General features: G+C 47.7%; 20 protein-coding genes and 2 tRNA genes. 5 read left to right on the top strand and 17 right to left on the bottom strand.

The genetic code is table 11. The annotated features are described in order from the left end of the window. Window positions 1-49: 49 nt before the first annotated feature. Window positions 50-457: a Fur family transcriptional regulator gene (locus tag H8J70_RS05590; RefSeq protein ID WP_186502874.1), complete on the bottom strand. Its 408-nt coding sequence runs from the start codon at window positions 455-457 to the stop codon at window positions 50-52. Window positions 458-720: 263 nt separating this feature from the next. Here H8J70_RS05590 and H8J70_RS05585 point away from each other — a divergent pair, with 263 nt between their 5' ends. The 5 genes from H8J70_RS05585 to H8J70_RS05565 all read left to right on the top strand — a co-directional run bounded on the left by H8J70_RS05585 (window position 721) and on the right by H8J70_RS05565 (window position 7782). Next, window positions 721-2895: a Tex family protein gene (locus H8J70_RS05585; RefSeq protein ID WP_186502873.1), complete on the top strand. Its 2175-nt coding sequence runs from the start codon at window positions 721-723 to the stop codon at window positions 2893-2895. Between the two features lie 338 nt (window positions 2896-3233). Beyond that, the gene (locus H8J70_RS05580; protein WP_186502872.1) at window positions 3234-4502 is read left to right on the top strand and encodes an NAD/NADP octopine/nopaline dehydrogenase family protein; all 1269 of its coding nucleotides are present in this window, start codon (window positions 3234-3236) and stop codon (window positions 4500-4502) included. Between the two features lie 101 nt (window positions 4503-4603). Continuing rightward, window positions 4604-5770, top strand: coding sequence for a YkvI family membrane protein (locus H8J70_RS05575; protein ID WP_186502871.1), 1167 nt, complete (start codon window positions 4604-4606; stop codon window positions 5768-5770). Between the two features lie 222 nt (window positions 5771-5992). Continuing rightward, entirely contained in the window at window positions 5993-6625 is a 633-nt protein-coding gene (locus tag H8J70_RS05570; RefSeq protein ID WP_186502870.1) for a TetR/AcrR family transcriptional regulator, read from the top strand. Between the two features lie 92 nt (window positions 6626-6717). Continuing rightward, the gene (locus H8J70_RS05565) at window positions 6718-7782 is read left to right on the top strand and encodes a S66 peptidase family protein (RefSeq protein ID WP_246415278.1); all 1065 of its coding nucleotides are present in this window, start codon (window positions 6718-6720) and stop codon (window positions 7780-7782) included. A gap of 52 nt (window positions 7783-7834) precedes the next feature. Here the strand turns inward: H8J70_RS05565 and folE are convergent, their stop codons facing one another. The 16 genes from folE to H8J70_RS05485 form a co-directional block, all read right to left on the bottom strand. Beyond that, window positions 7835-8401: a GTP cyclohydrolase I FolE gene (gene folE, locus H8J70_RS05560; protein WP_343068696.1), complete on the bottom strand. Its 567-nt coding sequence runs from the start codon at window positions 8399-8401 to the stop codon at window positions 7835-7837. Window positions 8402-8405: 4 nt separating this feature from the next. After that, the gene (queE, locus tag H8J70_RS05555; RefSeq protein WP_222433597.1) at window positions 8406-9068 is read right to left on the bottom strand and encodes a putative 7-carboxy-7-deazaguanine synthase QueE; all 663 of its coding nucleotides are present in this window, start codon (window positions 9066-9068) and stop codon (window positions 8406-8408) included. Between the two features lie 2 nt (window positions 9069-9070). After that, complete coding sequence (gene queD, locus H8J70_RS05550; protein WP_186502868.1) at window positions 9071-9490, bottom strand: 6-carboxytetrahydropterin synthase QueD; 420 nt, start codon at window positions 9488-9490, stop codon at window positions 9071-9073. A gap of 164 nt (window positions 9491-9654) precedes the next feature. Then, entirely contained in the window at window positions 9655-9930 is a 276-nt protein-coding gene (locus H8J70_RS05545; protein ID WP_186502867.1) for a GNAT family N-acetyltransferase, read from the bottom strand. Window positions 9931-10413: 483 nt separating this feature from the next. Then, entirely contained in the window at window positions 10414-10935 is a 522-nt protein-coding gene (locus H8J70_RS05540; RefSeq protein WP_186502866.1) for a DUF805 domain-containing protein, read from the bottom strand. 13 nt (window positions 10936-10948) lie between these two features. Then, entirely contained in the window at window positions 10949-11545 is a 597-nt protein-coding gene (locus H8J70_RS05535; RefSeq protein ID WP_186502865.1) for a hypothetical protein, read from the bottom strand. Window positions 11546-11564: 19 nt separating this feature from the next. Further along, a complete protein-coding gene (locus H8J70_RS05530) occupies window positions 11565-13619 on the bottom strand; it encodes a zinc-ribbon domain-containing protein (RefSeq protein WP_186502864.1) in 2055 nt (684 codons plus the stop codon). A 33-nt stretch (window positions 13620-13652) separates the two neighbouring features. Next, window positions 13653-15017 carry a VirB8 family type IV secretion system protein gene (locus H8J70_RS05525; protein WP_186502863.1) on the bottom strand — a complete coding sequence of 455 codons (1365 nt, stop codon included), beginning with the start codon at window positions 15015-15017 and terminating at the stop codon, window positions 13653-13655. Between the two features lie 577 nt (window positions 15018-15594). Continuing rightward, window positions 15595-16818 (bottom strand): FprA family A-type flavoprotein, encoded by a 1224-nt coding sequence (locus H8J70_RS05520; protein ID WP_186502862.1) that lies wholly within the window; start codon window positions 16816-16818, stop codon window positions 15595-15597. Between the two features lie 25 nt (window positions 16819-16843). Next, a complete protein-coding gene (locus H8J70_RS12850; protein WP_186502861.1) occupies window positions 16844-18757 on the bottom strand; it encodes an acyl-CoA dehydrogenase family protein in 1914 nt (637 codons plus the stop codon). A gap of 24 nt (window positions 18758-18781) precedes the next feature. Then, entirely contained in the window at window positions 18782-19189 is a 408-nt protein-coding gene (locus H8J70_RS05510; protein ID WP_186502860.1) for an RrF2 family transcriptional regulator, read from the bottom strand. A gap of 267 nt (window positions 19190-19456) precedes the next feature. Continuing rightward, the gene (locus H8J70_RS05505) at window positions 19457-20599 is read right to left on the bottom strand and encodes a DUF362 domain-containing protein (RefSeq protein ID WP_246415277.1); all 1143 of its coding nucleotides are present in this window, start codon (window positions 20597-20599) and stop codon (window positions 19457-19459) included. A 29-nt stretch (window positions 20600-20628) separates the two neighbouring features. Then, a complete protein-coding gene (locus H8J70_RS05500) occupies window positions 20629-21432 on the bottom strand; it encodes a RibD family protein (protein WP_186502859.1) in 804 nt (267 codons plus the stop codon). A 248-nt stretch (window positions 21433-21680) separates the two neighbouring features. Next, window positions 21681-21772, bottom strand: a tRNA-Ser gene (locus tag H8J70_RS05495). A gap of 61 nt (window positions 21773-21833) precedes the next feature. Then, a tRNA-Pro gene (locus H8J70_RS05490) sits at window positions 21834-21910 on the bottom strand. Between the two features lie 88 nt (window positions 21911-21998). Further along, entirely contained in the window at window positions 21999-22682 is a 684-nt protein-coding gene (locus H8J70_RS05485; RefSeq protein WP_186502858.1) for a TerC family protein, read from the bottom strand. Window positions 22683-23625: the final 943 nt, after the last annotated feature.

Below are 23625 nucleotides of genomic sequence, written 5' to 3'. Positions count from 1 at the left end.
CAGGCTGCAACGAACGCAAACGCTTCGTTACAGCCTGTTTTGGCTTTTCCTATTTTTTCTGGCATTCAGCACAAACTCCTGTGAATGACAAACTAATGCTATCTACACGATAGCCGGTCTGACTACCTGCCATTTCAGATAGCTTGTCCTGGTCGATGTCCACATCCATCACCTTGTTGCAGCGGGTACAACGAATATGCGCATGCGGCTTAGTATTATAGTCGTAGCGATGTGCGTCTTCTTCGCACTGCAGTACCTGTACTACTCCGATTTTGGCAAATATTTCCATCGTCTTATAGACGGTTGCCAAACTTATAAACGGGTACTTAGGCTGTAACGTTTTGTATATAGCCTCCGCGTTGGGATGCGTCGTGTTCTGATTTACTACTTCGTAGACTGCCAGTCGTTGCGGCGTAACCTTGTATCCATTTTCTCGTAATACTGCAGCAATATCCATGAATAACAACCTCCTTTCTACCTACCTCATATCTACAATTTGTTATAGATATTTGTTGAGTTTTGTTTTTACTTCCAACCTCACCTATATTTTACATGTTATTGATTTATATGGCAATATGAGAATTGTTATATTACGCTAGAAATAGTAATTTTTTTTTAAAAACGATACTCCGTTAGAGATTCTTCAAGCAAAAAAAACAAAAAGTTGACGAGAACTCCGTTTACCAGCATAATATTAATACATGCAGAAAGGAGCTCCCCATGAGTGAAGATAAGATTATTCAACAAATTGCCACAGACCAGCATATCCGGCCAAACCAGGTAGCAGCCGCCCTACGCTTATTTGCCGACGGTAACACGGTTCCCTTCATTGCCCGCTACCGCAAAGAAGCCACAGGCGTGCTGGATGAAGTACAGCTGCGTAATATACAAGCCCAGTACGAATACGAACAGGCTCTGGAAGCCCGTAAAGAAACGATCCGCCAATCCCTGATGGACCAAGGCCTTTGGAGTAATACCTTGCGCCAACAGCTGCTGGCAGCCCGCCAGCTGCAGGATGTCGAGGATATTTATCTGCCCTATCGTCCTAAAAAACGGACGAAAGCCTCCGTTGCCCGTGCTGCCGGCTTGGAACCCTTAGCTGATTTATTCTGGAAACAGGATCCCCAGGCACCGGCACCGGAAGAAGCAGCCCGGCCTTATGTGTCCCCGGCAGTGCCCACGACAGAGGATGCCATTCAAGGGGCAGCCAACATTATTGCCGAACGCTGCTCCGAGCTGGCCCCCTTCCGCCGTTACCTGCGTCAGTCCTTCCGCCAGGACGGCAGGATTCTGTGCGCGCTGCAAGTGGAAGAAGCGAAAGCCGGCCCCTTTCTCTCGTATAAGGAGTTCAGCGAACATGTACGTACCCTGCCCAGTCACCGTATTTTAGCGATTAACCGCGGCGAAGCCCAGAAGATCCTTAAAGTCTCTCTCCAGGTGCCGGCAGAGGCTTATATCAAACGGCTGCAGGAGCTGATCATACACGGCACCTCTCCGTACAGCCAAATTCTGGCAGACGCAGCTGCAGACAGCTACAAGCGCCTTATGGGTCCGCAAATTGAACGGGAAGTGCGCAATGCCCTGACAGAAAAGGCAGAACGCCAGGCTATCCGCGTCTTTGCAGGCAACCTGCGCAGCCTGCTCTTACAGCCACCCTTTGCCGGACAGACCATTCTCGGCCTGGATCCGGGCTTCCGTACAGGCTGCAAGGCCGCCGTCATCGATGCGACGGGAAAGGTACTCGACTATGGCGCGTATTACCTGACGGGCTCGGAAAAGCAGAAAAAGGAAGGCACAGCGGCCCTGACTGCTATGATCCGCAAGCACGGCGTTACACTTATTTCCATCGGCAATGGCACGGCTTCCTATGAAACGGAACAGGTTATTTCCCAGCTGATTGCCGACCAAAAACTGCGCTGCCGCTATATCATAGCCAATGAAGCCGGTGCTTCCGTCTATTCTGCTTCCGATCTGGCCCGCGAAGAAATGCCCGATCTGGACGTTACCATCCGCGGTGCTGTGTCGATTGCCCGGCGCATTCAGGATCCTCTGGCAGAAGCCGTTAAAATCGATCCCCAATCCATTGGCGTCGGCCAGTATCAGCACGATGTCAATCAGAAAGCGCTAAATGCCGCTCTGGACGCCGTTTTTGAATCGGTAGTCAATTACGTCGGAGTGGATCTGAATACGGCATCTGCCGCCCTTTTACAGCATATTTCAGGGCTTACTGCAGCAACGGCCGGTAATATTGTCGCCTACCGTAGAGAAAAAGGCCCCTTTAAAAACCGGCAAGAGCTCTTAGCAGTCAATCGGCTGGGACCGGCTACGTTTACACAATGTGCGGGCTTCCTGCGCATTGCCGGCGGTACGGAACCGTTAGATAACACGTCGGTTCACCCCGAGTCGTATGAATTAGCCGGTCAGATTATCGAGCACTACGGCTACTGTGAAGACGACATCCGGGATCCCCAGTTATTGCAGGAACTGCAAAACAGGCTGCAAATGAATGCCGCCCCGGGCTTAGCTGCCGAACTAGGTACGAGCGAACAGTCCATCCGCGATATTCTGGAAGAGCTGCGTAAGACCGGCCGCGATGCCCGCAGTGAATTTCCCCAGCCATTGACACGCCAGCACGTCGTTTCGCTGGATGAACTGCAAGCTGGCGCTCTCGTCCAGGGGACCGTCCAAAACGTCGTCGATTTCGGTGCTTTCGTCGACTTCGGCCTCAAGATCCCCGGCCTCGTCCATCGTTCAGAACTCAGTACACATCCTTTTCACCATCCCATGGACATTGTCCACGTCGGTGACATCGTCACGTGCGTCATTCTTTCTGTCGATGCGCCACGTAAACGCATTGCCCTCTCTATGAAACGGGTACAACAACATAAAAGGTAATGCCGATTTTCCTGTACTAGACGGAAATCGGCGCGTATTATTGTAGCATATTTGTTATATTTTAGGCAAGATTTTTGCAATCTCATCCTACGTAATAGCTATTTTAAATACCAGGGACAGCCTCCAGGCGAAAGTCCCTGGTATTTTTATTACATTTTTTCATATCAAATGATTATTTTAATGATTTTTTCGAATAATAAAAACAACCTATTGACATGATAAAAGAAACATGAGATACTTTAGTCAAGATAAATGACCGTAAGTCAGTGAATTAAAGTCAATTTATTTAGGCAGAGCCTAAATGTAAATAATATATGTATTTAGAGGAGGTTATTCGTATGGACATGAGTTATTTGAAAGACAAACCGATTGCAGTTTTGGGTGGTGGCGCCGTTGGTAAAACTATGGCAGCCGATTGTGCACTTGCAGGCAAAGAAGTCCGCATTTGGGATCAGCCGGCATTTGCCAAGAGAAACTTCACCAATATTGAAAAAACGGGGATTACCTTGAGCGGCAACCAGTTCAGTTATTTTGGTTACCAGCGCAAAGGGACCGTCAAATTAGCCCTGGCAACAGACGATATGGCTAAAGCCGTTAAAGGCGCCGGCATCATCATCGTCGCAGCCGTTGCCATTGCCCATGAAACGATCTTCCGGGAACTCGTTCCGCTTCTCGAAGATGGCCAGGTCATCCATATTCTGCCGGATAACTGCGGCAGCCTTGTTCTTCGCAAACTGATGCGTGAAATGAACTGCACGAAGAAAGTTATCGTCGGCGCCTGGTATACTGCACCATACGGTATCCGCGTCGTAAAACGCGGTGGCGTCGTAACCAACGAATGCAAGGTTGAAGACCGCATTACGACGATTCGGGGCTGCGCACTGCCAATGACCGATAACGAAGCCTTTATGGCTTCTGCCTATTATATTCCGGCCTTTGGCGCTATTATCGATGCAGAAGGGGAAGTCACCATTTCCCAAAAGGGCGAAGAATTCCATCACGGGTTTGTAGAAGGCAATACCGTTCTCGATATTAACCTTTCTAACGTTAACCCCGTTATCCACGTACCGGGTACTGTATTAGGCGTCTCGACCATGCAGAACTTCGACAAAGTCCTCGACCAGGAAAAGAAGAACTATTCCCTCTATGGTTTCGCTCTTTGCCCGGCTATTGCCGAAGTACAGGCCCAGTTCTGGGAAGAAGAAAAAGCATTGTCTAAAGCCATGCACATCGGTCTTTGCACAGTAAATTATGAAGACTTCTTCTCCCGCACGACGATGTACGGCAAAGAATATATGGGACCTGATTTCGCCGTTCCGTTTGATGAAAAATATGAAAACTTCTTCGGTGATGGCCCGTTCGATCTGGAAAACCGCTACATCACAGAAGACGTTCCTGTAGGCTGCTACCTCATGAGTCAGTTAGGTAAGAAATACAATGTTCCGACGCCGATTATAGACTCGATGATTCTTCTTGCCAGCACCATGTTGAAACGCGATCTGGCTGCTCAGAGCAAATACACCTTGGATTATCTGGACATCGGCCATATGACTGACGAACAGCTCCAAAGCTATCTGCGCGAAGGCAAGTTTACACCGAAAGCATAATCGTAAATTAGCAGAAGTCATAAAACGAGCTGTATACACCTTATACAGCTCGTTTTATTCTATCAACTCACAGCTACCTTCTTTGAGAGGAGAGACTAATTATGAGTAAAAACGTCGGTTACGGCACAGCCATTAAACTGGCTGGCGCTTATACAGCCTATCATATTGGCTCCGGCTTTGCCACAGGCAATGAAATCACACAGTTTTTCGTTTCCTGGGGCGGCTATACGCCCTTCCTGGTTTTCGCCATTGCCATTATTTTTACGATGATCACCAACTTCATCATGTACCGCACAGGGTTCCTAAAAACCTTTAAGAAGCCTAACCAGTATTACTACTATTTCTGCGGCAAGCATCTGGGCCGTCTTTTTGATTATTACGTATATATTACCTTGGTCGCCTTCGTTCTCGTCATGATTACCGGCAGCGGGGCTACGTTGAACCAATATTTTGGTACACCGGAATACGTAGGTACTCTTTTCATGGCAGTTATCTGCTCGGCTGTAGCCTGCCTGGGCCTGCGCAAGCTCGTTGATGTCTTGGGTTCCATCGGTATCGTCATCATGTCCTTTACGATTTTCTGTGGCTTATACATGATCGTCACAGCCGACCAGTCGCCTATAGCTGCTGCGGCCAATACACAGACCTACGTAGAAGAAGGAATTATCCTGCAGCCTAGTTTCTTTGGCGAAACCAACCCGATTATGGCAGGGTTATTCTACTCTGGCATTTTGACGCTGGCATTGCCGTGGGTTACGTCTATGGGTAAATTATTAAGCAACACGAAACAGGCTGGCGTCGCCGCCTTCTGCTCCGCTATTTTCCTCTTTAGCGCTGCTATGGCCGTTGCCGTCGCCCTGATGATCAATCTCGACGCCGTTGCCGGCACACAGATTCCTATGCTGGCAGCCATTCAGCACACACTGCCCATGTTAGCCTTCCCGTATTCGATCGTTATCATCCTCGGGATTTTTACTACGGCTACAGGCATGCTCTTCCTCCTTTCTGACCGTTTTGCTGTAGAAGGAAGTAAAAAATCGTATGCCATTATTTTCGGTACGGCTGCCTTTGGTGCCATTGGCGGTACGTTTATTCCCTTCAGTGTCATCGTCAATATTGTCTACTCGATCCTCGGCTTTTCCGGTGATCTTCTGGCTGTCTTGATGATTATTAAGTTTATCCGCGTGCGTCATGAAGAACGTCAGGGCATTTCCGAAGAAAGTACTGACAAAACGATAGAAGCCACACATAATACGGCGTCCCATTAAGACGTTCTTATGAGTAGCATCTTTTTATAAGTAAACAGACTGTCTTACCATGCTCTAATAAAAGCCCTGTATGGATTTTGCTACAGGGCTTTTATTACACATCCAATCATATCAATAAGGAATGGAACTTTACATTTTTCAGGAAATACCGTATACTGTAAGCCATTAAGAATTGTTTTCCATTCCTATGCAGTGCGTTTCTCTTTCAAAGGGGAGATAATTATGCCACCAAGACACGCCTTACCGCCAGAAAGTTCTCCCGTCAAGCCCCTGACGCGAAGGCAGCTCCAGGCTATCCAAACCAAAAACCGCATCTACGATACAGCCGTAAAAATCATCAATGAAAAAGGGTTTGAAAATGTAACCATTGAGGATATTACGACAGCCGCTAACGTAGCGAAGGGCAGCTTCTACAACTATTTTGAAACAAAGGATGCCCTGATTCTCTACACGTTTCAGCAGTCCGATGATATTTATGAGAAGGTATATACCCGAATTAAGGGCCAGCCATTTCTGATCATGATGGAAGAATTTATCCGCCTCTCATATATTCAATATGAAAAACGCGGTAAGGGGATCATTAAAGCAATTATCTCCAATTATTTTTCCTATCGTGAATTTAATTTCTACGGGAATGACCGCCGCCTCATCAAGTGCTTACGAAAGATATTACAGTCCGGCAAGGATGAAGGCATCATCGGCCAGGACCGGTCGGAAGACGCAATGATCCTCTTGCTTCTCTCCTCCTTGATCGGCGTCGAAGTCCTTTGGTGCATGAATCCGCAGGCCCCTTCTTTACCTGACATGGCCGTTACGGCTGTCATGGGGACTGTCAAAGGAATCGTTGAAAAATAAACATGTCACCGTTACCGGGAAAGAAGAAGCTTTTCTTCTTTCCCGGTATTTGTGTTATACTGGCATAGAGTCAAGATTGTGAGGTTCTGGTCATGTATCAAAAAAAACATCATCGCCTATTTTTAGGCTTACTCTGTGCCCTATTGCTGGCAGGCACGTGCTGGTACGTCATACCACAGGTAATGCCGGCCTTATCCTGGCATTACGCTGCGTTCACCGGGCGGCGCCAGCGCGGCCCTGCCTTACAGCCAGGCGATACGATTGGCGTCATTGCCCCGGCTTCGCATGCGCTCAACGACGAACTGCCTGCCGAAGTCGCACTTCTGGAAGCGATGGGCTACCACGTCAAGCTAGGTGCATCTGCGACGGCTGAAGGAACATATCTCGCCGGTACCGACGCGGTCCGTGCTAAAGATATGAACGATTTTTTTGCTGACGATTCAGTTAAAGCAATTCTCTGCCTACGTGGTGGCTATGGCTCAGCCCGGCTTTTAGGTTTGCTCGATTACGACACGATTGCTAAGCACCCTAAGCTCTTTATCGGCTACAGTGATATCACGGCCTTGCACACCGTCTTAGGAGAACGCTGTCAGCTAGTCACTGTGCACGGTCCTATGCTCACGTCCCTGACCCACGCTACGACAGCCTATACGCTCTATCAGTTCGAAGAAGGTCTGGTCCGGACAAGCCCTCCCGGAAACGTGTCCCTGCCGGCAGGCGATACCTTGACGACGCTGGTTCCGGGTACTGCCGAAGGCCGTCTGGCCGGTGGCAACATTACTATCCTCGCGTCCCTGGCCGGTACGCCCTACGAATTAAAAGGGGACGGTGCCATTCTCTTTCTTGAAGATACAGACGAAAGTCCCTATAAACTTGACAGAGATCTCCTGCAGCTCTATCAAAACGGTCTTTTGAGCCGCGTCAAGGCCATTGTTTTTGGTAATTTCCCTGACAGTGACGGCGACCGCAATGACGATCCGGAGCTTGCAGCCATCATCGCCCACTATGCCAAACTTTCAGGCAAGCCAGCTATCAAGGGCCTGCCTGCAGGCCATACGCGGGATAATATGTTTTTGCCTTTAGGGATTCCGGCCCGCGTGACGGCCAACGCAGACGGTACGGCCCAGCTGGAAATTCTGGAAAGCGCCGCCCGCTAACTAAAAAGGACGTTATCTGTAGCTTCCGCTCTGCTACAGATAACGTCCTTTTTCAATGTAAGTACAGCTGCAAGGCTGTTTCGTCTTTAAAACGGCCCCGTAATTCCACGGTTTTTGTCTTGGCATTCGTTTTCTTAATACCTCTGGCACTGACACAGCTGTGCCGGCCTTCAAGGATTACGGCAATATCCTGGCTGCCTGTAATTTCACTAAGAATATCGGCAATATCCCGGCCCAGCCGTTCTTGCAGCTGCAACCGCCGGCCGGCCATATCGCACATACGGGCAATCTTGGAAAGGCCGATGACCTTACCTTTAGGGATATAAGCCACAGTAGCCTTCATATCATACATGAGTGCCATGTGATGTTCACAATACGAAAAGAGATCGATATCCTTCATGACAACGACCTGATCGCTGTCGGTCGTACCGTCGTCTTCCGAAAAGGTCTTGTTCAAAAGATCCGCCAGCTCATGATTCGTGTAATTCATACCGGCAAAGACTTCTTCATACATCTTGGCTACGCGTTTAGGCGTTTCCACGAGACCCTCCCGATTGGGATCTTCGCCGAGGGCGACGAGAATGCCGCGGATATGTTCTTCTATTGCTTTCGTATCAATCATGTCATACACCTCGTTTTTGCGGATCCCAAATCACCTTGTGGATTTGGATTTGCAGACGCACATCATTCAGTTTGTGCTGTTTCATAAATTCTACCATAGCGACGGGCTCAATGGCCCCAAAGATAGGGCTCAAGTACACGTGACAACGGTGCGTCAGGTCATATTGTTCTATAATGTCCCGGGCCCGTTCCAGATCAGCCAGGCTGCCCGAAACGAACTTAACTGTATCAGCTGCCTCGAGGAGAGAAAAATTTTCCGTCACCATGGCTTGTTCCCAGCCGCTCGACGGCAGCTTATAGTCCATCGTAAATACAGGCCGCCACGGTGCCTCTATGCCAAAGGGAGCCAGGCTCACGGCGCCATTGGTCTCGATCTCTACACGTAATTCCGGATGCGCCGCCAATGCCTGTAAGAGTTCCGTCAGCTGTGGCTGCAGCAAGGGTTCGCCCCCTGTCAGCGTAACGTTACGGATCCCCGTTGCCAAAATGCGGTCTGTAATTTCTGCCGGCGTAAGCTCCGTATACGCACAGTCCCTTTCATTAGCCCACATGGTATCACAATAGCTGCAGCGCAGATTACAGCCCTGGAAACGGACGAAGACAGCCAGTTCCCCAGCCCGCGTACCTTCGCCGTTGATACTCGTAAATAGTTCGACTACTTTCATGGTCAGCCTCCGTAGGATGCACAATTATTTGGCGTTTCATAAACATCCACACGGGACAGGTCATAGCCCTTCGCCTGAATGGTTTCATATATGTAGCGGGAAAACTCTTCTGCCGTCGGCCGGAAGGGCACTTCTCGCAGACAAAAATCTTCAGCCCTAAGAGCTGCCAGCGTAAGGGGACGCAGGGAGTTCTTTTCAAAAATAAAGGAATGATCAAAATAGTCACAAATATCCTTCAAAACGTGCTTTAATTCCGAGAAATCGATGACCATACCACGGCACTGACGGCCTTCCTGGAGTGTGTCCGCCTTAATTTCGACGACGACGCGCCAGCGGTGGCCGTGCAGGTTATGGCATTTTCCGTCATAGCCCTGGAGGAAATGGGCCGCATCAAAGCACTGTTCGGTCTTTAAATAATACATGGTACTTCTCCTATAAAAAAAGCAGCCCCGCAGACGACGGGGCTGTTCATGACAAAGAACAAGTCCTGGTTTTGTTTTACGACAGGATGGTACAAACGAACTGTCGGTCTGCATTACAACTATTTTATTGTACACGCAGAGAAAAGAACTGTCAATGCACGAGCTTACGGTTCATAAATATCGTCATACTCTTTATGGCGCTGAAGCCAACGCGACGCATACGAACAGGAAGCACTGGTCTTCTTGCCTTCACTGCGGATATAATCAGCGGCTGCCTGCACGAGCTTGCCGGCCCAGCCCTGGCCGCCTAAAGACGGATCCACTTCTGTATGAACGATATCGTATTTTCCATTTTGATCAGCGAGGAAATCTATTTCTCCCAGGATTTTACCGGAGTCATCTTTAATACAAAATTTATTTTCACCTTGTACTAATTCCATTTAAATCATCTCCTTGTGCATAGTATACCATATTAATAGACAATTTTAGTAGTCTTTGTGGCAAAATTTGTAAATTTTACAAAAAAGCTTACACGTGGTCTTCCCGGATTTTAGAAACATTCATATCGGAAATTCTCTAGATGCCGTAAAATAAAATCATACAAAATAGGGCAGACAACGTCCTGATGATTTCAAGCGTTACGGTACGCTCATGGTTTTCCGACAATCATATTTAGTTTCTCTTATTGCTAAGTGGCACAACAAAATAGGATCATAGGTGTCTGTTTTAAGCTCCCGTTACGTACAAGGACTACCATCTCTTGGTTATAGTTCTTTCTTAACGAGAGTGTTTTGATAGGTTAGAGCCTCGTTTGTTTTCTCTTATTATAACTGATATCATTTTGTTTATCAAATAAAATAACATCGTACAATCATGCATTTATTACATAATTGTACGATGTTTATAGAAACTGCTAATTCCCCTTAGTTGCCAAGAGGATCAGGACCATATTGATTCGGGCCTGTCGATCCCTTTTGAAACAACAGCATTAGGGGAACAATAATATTGGCAATCGGAACAGCCGTAAGTAAGTAGAAATATCCTGACCGGTTCAAATCATGGCAGCGGCGGATAGCCAACAGCACATTGGGGATGCACAAGGACAGGATGAGCAGGAAGCCAATTACTATGAGGGGAGTCACCATAGTATAAATCAGGAGCATCCCTATCATGGATACCGGCAGAAGCATTAAACTGCGCATAATATACCGCTTCCTGTTTAGCCGGCCTTTACTCGTAAAGAACATCGCTTTGATGGTTTTATCTTCTACATAACCATTCCACTGCATTTCCACTACATCTGGCGTGTTGCCATAGGCAGGTACGGCGTTATTTTCATAGGCAGGCTGAACTGCAACCTCTCCCTGTACCGGAGCACCACAGGAGGGACAAAAGCGTGCCCCTTCAGAAAGCGGGGTTCCACATTGGGAACAAAACTTACTCATAACAGATTCCTCCTCACATTGTTTCATACCGCTGCCGTACCGTTCTCGATACAGGCAGACTGGCTGTATACACATTCATAATAATTTTTGTCGTCATGACACCGGCCAATAGCGCTAAGATAACCAGTGCCAGTACGACACTGTCTTCGTCGTCATCATCATCGCCGGAAAAGATGTCCGAAATACCTTTCGTAGCCATTTCCCAAGCCGGGCCAAAGGACTGGATGGCATGGTACAGATTATATGCCGTAGCAAAAGTATTCCAGCCGGCTACGCCCATGGAAAGCAGGGATTTTTCCCGTGACGCCTGTATCCAGGACTGAATGGTAATAATAATGCCCGTCCCCAGCAAAGGGACAATCAGAAATACATAGGTCAGGCTGGTCATAAAATTGATGCCACTATGGGACAATATATGGAGAGCGCTGCACGCATATACCAAAATTGTGATGTAAATGTAAGAAAAACCAATGGCTGATTGAATAGCAGCGCACCACGCCATAATGCGCACGTTGCCGCCAATGCCCTTTGATTCAGCCCAAATCTTTCCGGCTACACGGGCATTGAAAAAACTGATAACGCCGTTCAGTATTAGTGCAAAAAATATCATTGTATCATCCCTTCATATATTAACCGTCATAAATATAGGTCAAAAGCCTGCCCACATCCCAATTGTTCGTCGATACCGTTTGGTCCACTACAATTTTAGTAACTTCACACTGGTAATACTCTTTTCCTTCCGTTACTTTAAAGTAGACCTTCCACATTTTACCCGTATCCTTATCTCTCCCCTTAAAAATGACAGTTTTAACCTTGCCCGAACCTTCTGAACTCCAGTCCTCCTCTTCAAAGCGGCGATCGAAGGCCTGGCCGATTGTGACGGTCGTGCTAAAATCATGAAATTTCATTTCTTTTACTTCCTGGACGGCTCCGCCACTGGAAAACTTGAATAATAGAAACAAAATAGCAGCGATAGCGGCGATGACAGAAAGAAGGGGCTTGATGTTTTTTACCAACAGTTCTGCTCCATCCGCTACAGGCGGCACGCCAGCGCTACCTGTACCTGGCTGCCCAGACGATCCTGTATGAGGCGGTATTTCATCATGTAAGTGTACGACAGGCAACGGGTCATTCCCCTGTCTTACTTTAGAAACCGCACGTATAGGTGCTCCGCAGGAAGCACAAAATGTATCACCTGCATTCACTACGGCCCCACAAGAATGGCAATACAGCGTCTTCGAAGTTGCAGCTGCTTCCGGAACAGCCGGCTTTGCTTCTACAGGTGCGCCACAAGTCGTGCAAAATGTATCATCTGCTGCAAGCACAGCGCCGCAAGACGGGCAGTGCGTAACAGCAGTCTCTTTAAATTCCGTTCCCTGCGCCGGCACATCGTCTGCCAGCTTCACGATATGCAGCGGTTCTTCTGCCGCTGCGCTGACTGCTTCCTGCCCGCTCGCCGTTGCTGCTACTGGGACACCACAGGTCGTGCAAAATTTATCGCCTGCCGCAAGCACGGCGCCGCAAGACGGGCAGTGCGTAACAGCATTTCCTTTAGCTTCCGGTCCCTGCGCCGGCACATCCTCTGCCTGCTTCACGATATGCAGCGGTTCTTCTGCCACTGCTGTGACTGCTTCCTGCCCGCTCGCCGTTGCTGCTACTGGGGCACCACAGGTCGTGCAAAATTTATCGCCTGCCGCAAGCACGGCGCCGCAAGACGGGCAGTGCGTAACAGCATTTCCTTTAGCTTCCGGTCCCTGCGCCGGCACATCGTCTGCCTGCTTCACAGTGTGCAGCGGTTCTTCTGCCGCTGCGCTGACCGCTTCCTGTCCGCTAGCCGTTGCTGCTATCGGGGCACCACAGATCGTACAAAATTTATCGTCTGCCGCGAGCACGGCACCACAAGACAGGCAGTGCGTAACAGCATTTTCTTTAGTTTCCGATCCTTGTGCCGGCACATCGTCTGCCAACTTCACAGTGTGCAGCGGTTCTTCTGCCGCTGCTGTGACCACTTCTTGCTCGCTAGCCGTTGCTGCTACCGGGGCGCCACAGGCCGTGCAAAATTTATCTTCTGCTGCAAGCACAGCGCCGCAAGACGGGCAGTGCGTAACAGCATTTTCTTTAGCTTCCGGTCCTTGCGCCGGCACATCGTCTGCCAGCTTCACTGTGTGTAGCGGTTCTTCTGCCGCTGTTGTGACCACTTCCTGCCCACTAGCCATTGCTGCTACCGGGGTGCCACAGGCCATACAAAACTTATCGTCTGCTGCAAGTGGGGCACCGCAGGTTTGGCAATACGCACGTGTGCTCCCATTGGCTGCCGGTTCTTTCGCTGATGCCGTATCCTGTTCCGGCCCGCTCGTATGCACGTTTTCCAAAGGAGCATCATTTTCCTGTACCGGTTCCGTTTCCGGCTCCTGCAATTTGACGATTTTTAAGGGTTCCTCTGCTGCAGGAGACGTTTCTTCCGGTACAGATGGCTGTTTTTTCTCTGCTTTTTCCTCTTCCACCGGGGCCTCTACCGGCGTACCGCAGGCCGTACAAAAGGCGTCCCCCTTGGCAATAGGCGCACCACAATGCAGGCAAACAGGTTGTTTCTTTTTTTCTGCTTCTACAGGCTTACCACAAAATTCACAAAATTTACTGTTGTCTGGAATGGCAGCCCCACAATTGGTACATTGCTTACTCATTATGCTCACCTCTTCTACATAGCCAAACTAGTATTATTCTCTGGCTTCGCCAGTCTTACTAACAGATGTATCACTGATTTTCCATACACCATTTACATTAGACAACGTGGCCTGACCGGCAAAGTACTGTACCTTTACGCCGCCATTATCTGTATCTCTGGCCGTTAAGGTAAATTCCAGCTTCGCACTGGTAGCAGATGAAGATATCACTTTCATATTCGATACTTCACTGGAAATCGTCGTTTTATATCCAGCAGCATAGTCTTCATATGCACCAATTTGCTGCTGCAGTTCCGGTGTCATCATATCATAGGCAGTACGGTAATTTTTCTGCGTAATGTTCTTGTAATAGGCTTGCAACGTTTTTTCAGCCGGAGAAAGGGGTACTGCCGGCTTACTAGCCGTCTGGGCGGTTTGATCCGTCCCGTCCTTCTTATCGGTTCCTGCCTGCGTATCCGTATTTACAGCTGTGCTGGTACCTGTTTTGATGATATTATCAGCGGCTGTTAACACAGGCGGATTATCAAGCATATACTTGATGTAGCCACCGCCACACAAAACAATTGCCAATAACACTCCTGCCACTATGAAAAGCTGTTTTTTTCTGACAGCGTCCGTTTTATTCATGATGCCATAAATAAAGCATACGAGCGCACAAATAAGCAGAATAGCACCGATACCGGCAAAGGCATAGAGCACATTCTTGTGATATATTCTAAAATCAATATTCACCTTCACATCCTGCTGACCAAAAAGTGCCGGTTTGAGATCCCATGTATAGGTCCGTTGATCTGCGCTTACGTTCTTAGCGTTTGTGGCGTCAGCAGACTGAGGCAAGGTAATACGATAATCAAATTTAGCTGACTCATAGGTGCTTTGTAGCATAGCCCCATATAACGCATCCATGCCATATAAATCATTCATGCCAGGCATTGATGATTCCTTTCCCTGAAGTCCCAAATGGAGGGAATACATATCATACAGTACTCCCTTGCGATAGCGCACGCTGCCCGGACCATTATCCCGGTAGATTTCCCCGCCATTATCGACTAAAGATTGGATATCACTATGCACGGCAGTCTCACTAAAGCCATTATGAATTTTCTTAATTTCATTGCCATTGGCCCGTTCTTCATCTTCCATTTTCTTGAGTTCATTCATAATTTGAGGGTAAAGATTCCGTACGGAATCATTGACGGAAAAGGAAGTACTCGATGTAATCGTGCCATCATCATGAAAGGTTAAATCTGCTTTTATCGTACCGCAACCGCCTAGAACGACTACACCAGCCAAGGCAGCAATCAGCACGAGGCCTTTATGAACAAAGCCATATTTCCTATTCTCTTTTTGCCACATATGCATACTATTCCTTCTTTCACACCTTGTATTTTCTTTCATCTTTTTGCTTTTTATTGCATTTTTCCTGTATTCCCGAACAGGACTTCCGTATGACGCATGCCTCCCTTACTCCTGCCAAAGACAACCGTTCGTCTTTTTGTTATATAGAAAACGTATCTTAGAGCATGAAACGTACGAAATAATAAAAAATCCTTTTTTCTTCGTTTCCTATATAAAATTTCTAATGTATTTTTATTTACAGTTATCTCAGGCAGATTCTGACCATGCCAACAGCATGCACTTCACAAAATCAAGATATACGCTGTTTATCACGGGTTAACCATCATTCTAATAGTATAAGCATATCACATTTGCTATAAAATTGTACATCCTATAAGAGAAAAAATATGCATTCATTATATATCTTTCTATGGATATGATAAGAAACACGTAATAATTTCTTCTACTGCCAAAAAAAATCCCTCCCAGTAACCACTGAGAGGGATTTTTGAATCCGAAGGGAAAGGCATCCTATATCGGACTTCATGCAGGCCTGTTTTGGGGAGGCATTCCGCCACAAGCCCCATGTTGTTTTGTTAGAGATGGTAGAAAGAGGCGTGCCGCAAAGGCTGCGGAATTATTTTTCTACGCCGTTTACACTGTCGGCCAAAGCCTGGGCCAGCTGTTCCATTTCGGATACTTTGTCATCCGGCAAGGTCGAAGCGAGGGATACGCGTTCGTTCAGTACAGTCATATCCTTCATATTGTCGTCGAGGAATTTCTGCATGAGATCGCCCGACTTGATTGCCCACGAACCGTTTTCAATGATCGCTACGGTCCGTTTCTGGAGGTTGAGGGCTTTCATATCTTCCAGATAATCAAGCATTACCGGGTAAATGCCCAGGTTGTACGTAACAGAAGCCAAGACGAGGTGCGAATATTCGAAGGTCTGGGAAATCAATTCCGATACGTGGGTAGACGATACGTCGTAAAGGCGCGTATTGGTAATGCCCTTTTCGCAGAGGCGGGCGGCCAAATCCTGGGCTGCCGCTTCTGTATTGCCGTACATGGAAGCGTAGACGATGAGAACGCCCTTTTCTTCCGGTTCGTACGTGCTCCAGTGCTGGTATTTATCCAGGATATAGCCGAAGTCTTTACGCCAAACCGGACCATGGAGCGGGCAAATGAATTTGATCTTGTCGAGAACCGTCGCAGCCTTGCCTAAAAGCAGCTGTACGTGCGGACCATATTTGCCGACGATATTCGTATAATAGCGGCGTGCTTCATCGAGCCAGTCGCGGTCGAAGTTGACTTCATCAGCAAAGAGGTGACCATCGAGGCCGATGAAGGAACCAAAGGCATCGGCCGAGAAGAGAGCGCCATTGGTCAGATCAAGAGTAACCATTGCTTCCGGCCAGTGAACCATCGGTGCTTCTACGAAGGTAACCGTGTGGCCGCCAAAGGAATACGTATCCCCTTCCTTAACTTCGATTAATTCCTGTTTATCGATGTGGAAGCCAAACTGATGCATGAGCATGAAGGATTTTTCTGTGCTAATGATCTTTACTTTCGGATAGCGCAGGATAATTTCTTCAATGCAGGCACAATGGTCCGGTTCCATATGGTTAATTACCATGTAATCCAGTGGACGGCCCTGAAGAACGTGTTCGACATTTTCCAGGAACTGACGGCATACAGCCCAGTCTACTGTATCGAAGAGGACAGTCGCTTTATCCAGCAGCACGTAGGCATTATAGGATACGCCCTGCGGGATGGGGTGAATATTTTCAAACAGGTGCAGGCGGTGGTCATTGGCGCCTACCCAAAATAAATCATCTGTAACTTTCCGTACACAATACATATATCATCTGCTCCTTTCGGTCCGCTTATTCTTTGATAAAGTTTTCTTTAGCTTCTGCACATTCCGGGCAAACCCAGTCATCAGGCAGATTTTCAAAGAGTGTCCCCGGTGCGATATCTGCTTCTTCATCGCCCAGTTCCGGTACATATTCATAGCCGCAGCCATTACATACGTAACGGGGACCGATCGGTTCCGGTTTTGGTACAACCGGGCGTTTCATCTTCACCATAGGCGGTGCTGCTTTCTTTTCACCACGGCCCAAGGCATCTGCCAAGAGCGGCAGAATTTCGTTGACATCGCCAACAATACCATAGTCACAATTCTTGAAAATCGGGGCATTCCCATTTTTATTGATAGCGACAATCGTCGAAGCTTCTTTAATGCCTTTCAGATGCTGTTTAGCGCCAGAAATACCGCAGGCAATATAGAGGTTGCCCGTAAACTTCTGTCCCGACATCCCTACATAGCGGTTGAGGGGAACATATTTCAACGTTTCTGCAACCGGACGGGACGAACCGACAGCAGCGCCGGCAGCGTGTGCCAGATCGTAGATGAGTTTCATGTTTTCTTTACTGCCAATGCCTTTGCCTGCAGAAACAACACGTTCTGCCTGGGTAATCGGCGTGTCTTCCGGAATGCCTACGGTGAAATCGTATCCATCCTGTTTCAGCGTGCTGACCAATTCGGCTACTTTTTCTTTAGCATCGCCTTCGCGGAAGATCTTATTTTTACGGATTCCTGTAACCGGTGCAGCTTTCTTGGCAACGGAACGGCGTCCACCGCCTTCTTTCTTCGTCAGACGGCCTAAGAGGTGGGCTGCAATGACGACGCGCTGAATTTCATTAGTCCCTTCATAAATGGTCGTAATCTTAGCATCGCGGAAAGCCCGTTCGACGTCCATCCCTTTCAGATAGCCGGAACCGCCGAATACCTGCAGTGCTTCGTTCGTAATTTCTACGGCAGCATCGGATGCGTACATCTTAGCCATAGCGGCTTCCATGCTGTACGGTTCATGGTTTTCTTTCATTTCGGCAGCCGAATAAATGAGATAACGGGAAGCACGCAGCTTCGTTGCCATATCAGCCAATTTAAAGGAAATACCCTGATGCACGCCAATAGGCTGGCCAAACTGGATACGTTCTTTTGCATAATCCAGAGCGTTATCATAAGCACCCTGCGCAATGCCCAAGGCCTGGGAGGCTATGCCGATACGGCCGCCATCCAGTGTGGCCATAGCGATTTTGAAGCCCTGTCCTTCTTTGCCGAGCAGGTTTTCCTTCGGTACTTTCACATCATTGAAAATCAGTTCTGCCGTCGTGGACGAGCGGATCCCTAATTTGTCATAATGATCGCCGAAATCAAAGCCTTTCCAGCCCCGTTCTACGATAAAGGCAGAAATACCTTTCGTGCCAATATCCGGCGTCGTAACGGCGAATACAACGTAAATATCAGCTTTCGGCGCATTCGTAATAAAGATCTTGCCGCCATTGAGCAGATAATAGTCGCCTTTATCGACAGCTGTCGTTTCCGTGCCGCCGGCATCAGAACCGGCATTTTCTTCCGTCAGGCCGAAAGCGCCCAGTTTTTCACCTTTTGCCAAGGGAACGAGATATTTTTTCTTCTGTGCTTCGTTACCAAAAGCGGCAATAGGATACGTGCCCAAGGATGTGTGAGCCGAAAGGATAACACCGACGCCGCCGTCAATACGGGATAATTCTTCAACGGCAATAGCGTAGCTGATGACATCCAAACCGGCACCGCCATATTCTTTCGGATAGGGCAACCCCATCCAGCCGCGTTTCCCCATTTCTTTTACGATGTCATCAGGGAACTCATTGTTTTGATCCAGTGAGAAAGCAATAGGTTTGACTTCGGTCTCAGCAAATGTACGGATTTCCTTCCGCAGCGCTTCATGCGCCGCTGTTGTTTCAAATAACATACTGATTTCCTCCTTTGCAATACACTAATTAGATTTACCTAAAACTGCCCATAGGCTTTTCGCCTGTAGTTTCTGATTAATTTCCTGCTGCAAGGAACATAAATTTAAATGTACTTTGCAGATACCATGGGTGCGCCGCCATTCACAGTCGTATGTGCCGCTCATGCAAGCCGTAATATCTGCGTCTCCTTCCATCAAAACGACCAGATCATATAAGGTTACTTGTTTTAGATCTGCCTGCAACATGCAGCCACCGCCAGGTCCTCTCTCTAACCGGACAATGCCGGCGTTAGACAATTGCTTTAGGATTTTGTAAGCAAAAGCCAAAGGGATTTCTTCACTGGCTGCCAACTGGGCAGCCGCATGGCGTTGTCCGTCAAGGAGGCCCCGGAGAATACGAATCGCATAATCAGTTTTCCGGTTCATGAACATAGGGAGTCACCATTCTTCCAAATAATAATTATTTCTTCGTTCTTTCTATTCGATTGTAGTATTTTAGATAAAAAAAGTCAAGAAAGAGTGACCTATATTTGTATATCAATTAGTAACACACAATGGTTGTTTAATGATATATGTTCATAATACTATTTCGCAGCTGCAACAATTCATAAGTAATATGAATTCGTTTAACACATTACAGCCAAACTGACATATAAAAAGCCCGCCTCCATAGGAAGCGGGCTGCGTAACAGTTTCTATTTATTTACTAAAAGGAACGACATCCTTAATGGCGTCAGCCGGTGTAATGCGCTGTCCATCATGATCCAGATCGATGAGGACATACTTGCTGTTGCCCATACCGAGTTCCTGCATGTACGTCAGCTGGCGCAGGCCATGACGCGATTCAATCCGTTCTACCAGATCATGGTGATCCTGTTCTTTCATAGCATAGACCAGATCGACACTGGCCTGGTCAACGGCCAGGATATCAAGGGATGCAGTGATGCCTACGTTCGGCGTCACAACCGGCTGGGCAGCTACACCTTCGCAGTCACAGGAAACGGACATGTTGCGCATGACATTGATATAAGCAATGTGGCCGGCAAAGCGATCAATCGTTGCTTTACACGATTCAGTCATCCGTTCCATAAATTCTTCCTTGGCAATATCCCACTGGTTGGGCTGGCCCGGTGTCGTATGAATCATGGCTTTACCAATACGGCCGTCGGCACAGCCGATACCGATATTTTTATTGGAACCACCGAAACCACCTTGTGTATGGCCCTTAAAGTGGGTTAAGGCCAGGAAGGAATCATAATTTTCCAAATGGTTTCCTACGGACATTTCACGGAACCACTTGCCGCCTTTAACGGGCAACATCATTGTGCTGTCTTCATCGAGGATATCGACAGGTGCAAACGTCCAGCCATTGACTTCCAGGGTCTTCCGGTGCTGCTCTGTCGTATAGCGGTCACCGGCGTAATACGTGTTGGTTTCAATGATATGAGCTTCAGGCAGCCGTTTTTCTAACAGTTCCTGTACCCACGGGCGAGGAATAATATTCGGGCCGTGTTGTTCCCCTGTATGGAGTTTAACACCGACTCTGCCCGTCAGGGTAGTCGCAACCTTATCATAAATTTTTAAAAGGCCTGCAGCAGATAAATCGCGGGTAAAATACACGATTGATTCATTGCCTGTTCTCTTTTCATAAGGTACATACTGATTTCCATCTGTACGCGTAACTACTTTTTTCGTCATATCAACTACCTCCTCATTCTGGTTATTAGACCGTTTTCTTGCCAGATTGATACCTGGGACAGACAGTAATGCTGCCCCTAAGACCGATCCGGCGGCTATTTTCAGAAAGCCCCGCCGTGATACGTCATGTTTCTGTTCTGTCATGTGACGTTCCCCCTTCACAGCATGAGACTTTACGAATTTGCTTTGATCATGTCCTGTACTTCTTTATACTCCGGATCATTATCGAAGTCATACATATTTTTTTCACCTACGGCATAGTGGAGCCAGATGAAGCCGTCGTCCAGGAGTTCTACCTCCAAAGGCTTAAATACAACCGGATGATCTTCGGATATCCCCGCCTTGGTCATGAACAAGGATTGGGTCGAACGATTGCCATCAGCAGCAGGTGCGAGGACGATACTCATTTCATCGACCAAACCGGCCTGAACAAAGCTCCAGTTGACGACGCCGCCACCGGCCAGCATCATGGCTGTTACGTGCAGGTCTTTTTTTATCTTACGGCAAAGAACTTCCAAATCGACGTGATCGTCACCGCAAATCAGATAACTAATGCCCCGCTGCCGTAAATAGGCTTTATACGCATTGCTCGTCTGACGGGTCAGTACCTCAACAATATGCATGGTGCGATCCCCTTCACCAATCGTATTCTGATTCCAGGCTACGCGGCCATGACTATCCATCACGATCTGATACAAGCCCAGTGCGGCACCGGGCGCCAGGTAATCGCCTTCGGGAACAGGCGCTGCCGACAGATCCAGCTCCGGCTTTTGATAAAAGGTGTAATTATCTTCAATTGTAATACGGCCTTCTAAGCTCGCCTGAAAAGTGAATTTAGCCTGGTCGCCAAAGATGAGACTATAAAAAACATCGTGTTCTGTATTCGTTTCGGGAATCCAAAGGTATTTCCCCATGATTTTACCATCGAGGGAAGTCTCCATATGGCAGAAAATAAATGGTCGTTCTGAAGTATTCATAAAATTCCCCTCCCTTATAACACTATTGTACACAGTCTGCCATAATTTTCCAATACCTTTCAGTCTTTCAAAGGTATACATCTCAAGCATGACTGCAAAAAAGAGAACCTGCCCTGGCAGATTCTCTCTTAGAATACTTATTTTTGTGAAGAGGGTCAAACGAGGGTCAAAAACCACATGACTTTCGAGGGTCAAACCCAAAATTGTAAAAAAAATAGAACCCGCGGAAGCGGATTCTATCACGTTTATGGCGGAGAGAGAGGGATTTGAACCCTCGGTAGAGCTGTAGCCCTACACATGATTTCCAATCATGCTCCTTCAGCCACTCGGACACCTCTCCAGGTCTTGCATGTCGTTGCTATACAGCAGTGTTCTCGGGAAAAACACCCAACATACAAATGTGGTCGGGGCGACAGGATTTGAACCTGCGACCTCTTAGTCCCGAACCAAGCGCGCTACCAAACTGCGCTACGCCCCGTTACCTGACTTGTATATAATACCATACTCAGGATAAATGTCAAGCATGATTTTACAACTTTTTATGTTTTTTCACATATATTTTTTCATCATCCCTGCTTATTCCTTTTACGGTATATTTGCAGCTTTTGCCAGATAAAACCGCCTGCCAGTGTCAGCACCAATAACGCACCCTGGAAATAATGAGCCGGCAACGTATGCCATGGAAAATATGGGTCAGAAGCCAGCATACCACCGGCAGCCCAGCCGAGAATTGCGCCACCGACATACATGAGAATGGGGAAACGATTCATGATTTTAATGACAATGGTACTGCCAAAGACAATGATGGGAACAGAGATCATCATACCGGCTACAAGCAGTCCTAAATGGCCTCCTGTCGCGCCGACAATGCCCAATACATTATCGAGACTCATGAGCGCATCGGCCGCCATAATCGTGCATATAGCTTCAAAAAGGGAGTCTTTGGCCTTGACATGGATATCTTCACCGTCATCATTAGCGCCAATAAGACGAATGCCAATGAGTACCAACAAGAGCGCGCCAATGGTTTTTAAGTAAGGAATTTGCAAGAGCCAAACGACGAGAGCCGCCAAGAGGAATCGCAAGCCTATAGCCCCGATGGTACCGTAAATTATAGCCTTCTTTTGTAATTTCGGTGGCAAATTCTTCGCTGCCATACCGATGACAATAGAATTATCGCCGCCTAAAGCCAGATCGATGAGAATGACCTGTGCTATGGTCCAGATATCTGATACTAATTCTGCTTCCAAGGTAAATCTCCTTTATAAATAAAAATATACTTATATACATTATATCTATCTTACCATCTTATTTTAAAAATGTAAAAAGCTGTGATAGGCTCTCCCGTGGTGGAGCTGGGCCGGATGCGGAGCATTGGGGCCTGAAGGGGTTCATTTTATTGTAAATATTATTATTACCTTCAAATGCACCCCTTTTGATGCATCTGCTGAACGCGCAGATGAATCACCGTCCCCTTCCATCGCGTATCATAATCTGGGATACGCGATGGAACCGCAATGCCCACACAGGGGCATTGCGCCCCTAGGGGGCAGCACTGGACCGCCGCTGATTACGAAAAAAAGAGCACCGATTTCTCTAGCTGGCGCGGGCACACTTATTTTGTGATTGGTTTCTAATGAACCCCTTTCGACTTATCTGCGCATCGCGCAGATAAGTCACTGTCCCCTTCTAACGCGTATCATAATCGGGGATACGCGTTAGAACCGCAATGCCCACACAGGGGCATTGCGCCCCCTAGGGGGCAGCTCTGGATCGCCGCTGATTACGAAAAAGGAGCACCGATTTCTCTAGCTGGCGCGGGCACACTTATTTTGTGATTGGTTTCTAATGAACCCCTTTCGATGCATCTGCTGAACGCGCAGATGCATCACTTCCCCCAAAGGGGCAGCTCTGGATCGCCGCTGATTACGCAAAAAGAGCACCGATTTCTCTGGCTGGCGCGGGCACACTTGTCTTATAATCTTTTTCAAATGAACCCCTTTCGACCTATCTGCGCATCGCGCAGATAAGTCACTTCCCCCCATGGGGGCAGCTCTGGATCGCCGCTGATTACTGCACTGGTCAACAAAACTTGGACACTAAAATCTAAAAAATTAGAATCAGAAATATAATTTGACGCAAAGTTGAACAGTACTTTTTAATAAGTTGGACACTGCCTGAGGTAAGACTTTC

Origin of the sequence: Megasphaera hominis, assembly GCF_014269395.1 — a bacterium.
In the GTDB taxonomy this organism is placed as follows: Bacteria; Bacillota; Negativicutes; order Veillonellales; family Megasphaeraceae; genus Megasphaera; species Megasphaera hominis.
Note: the sequence above shows the minus strand (reverse complement) of the source record. Positions and strands in the feature narration are given on the sequence as shown.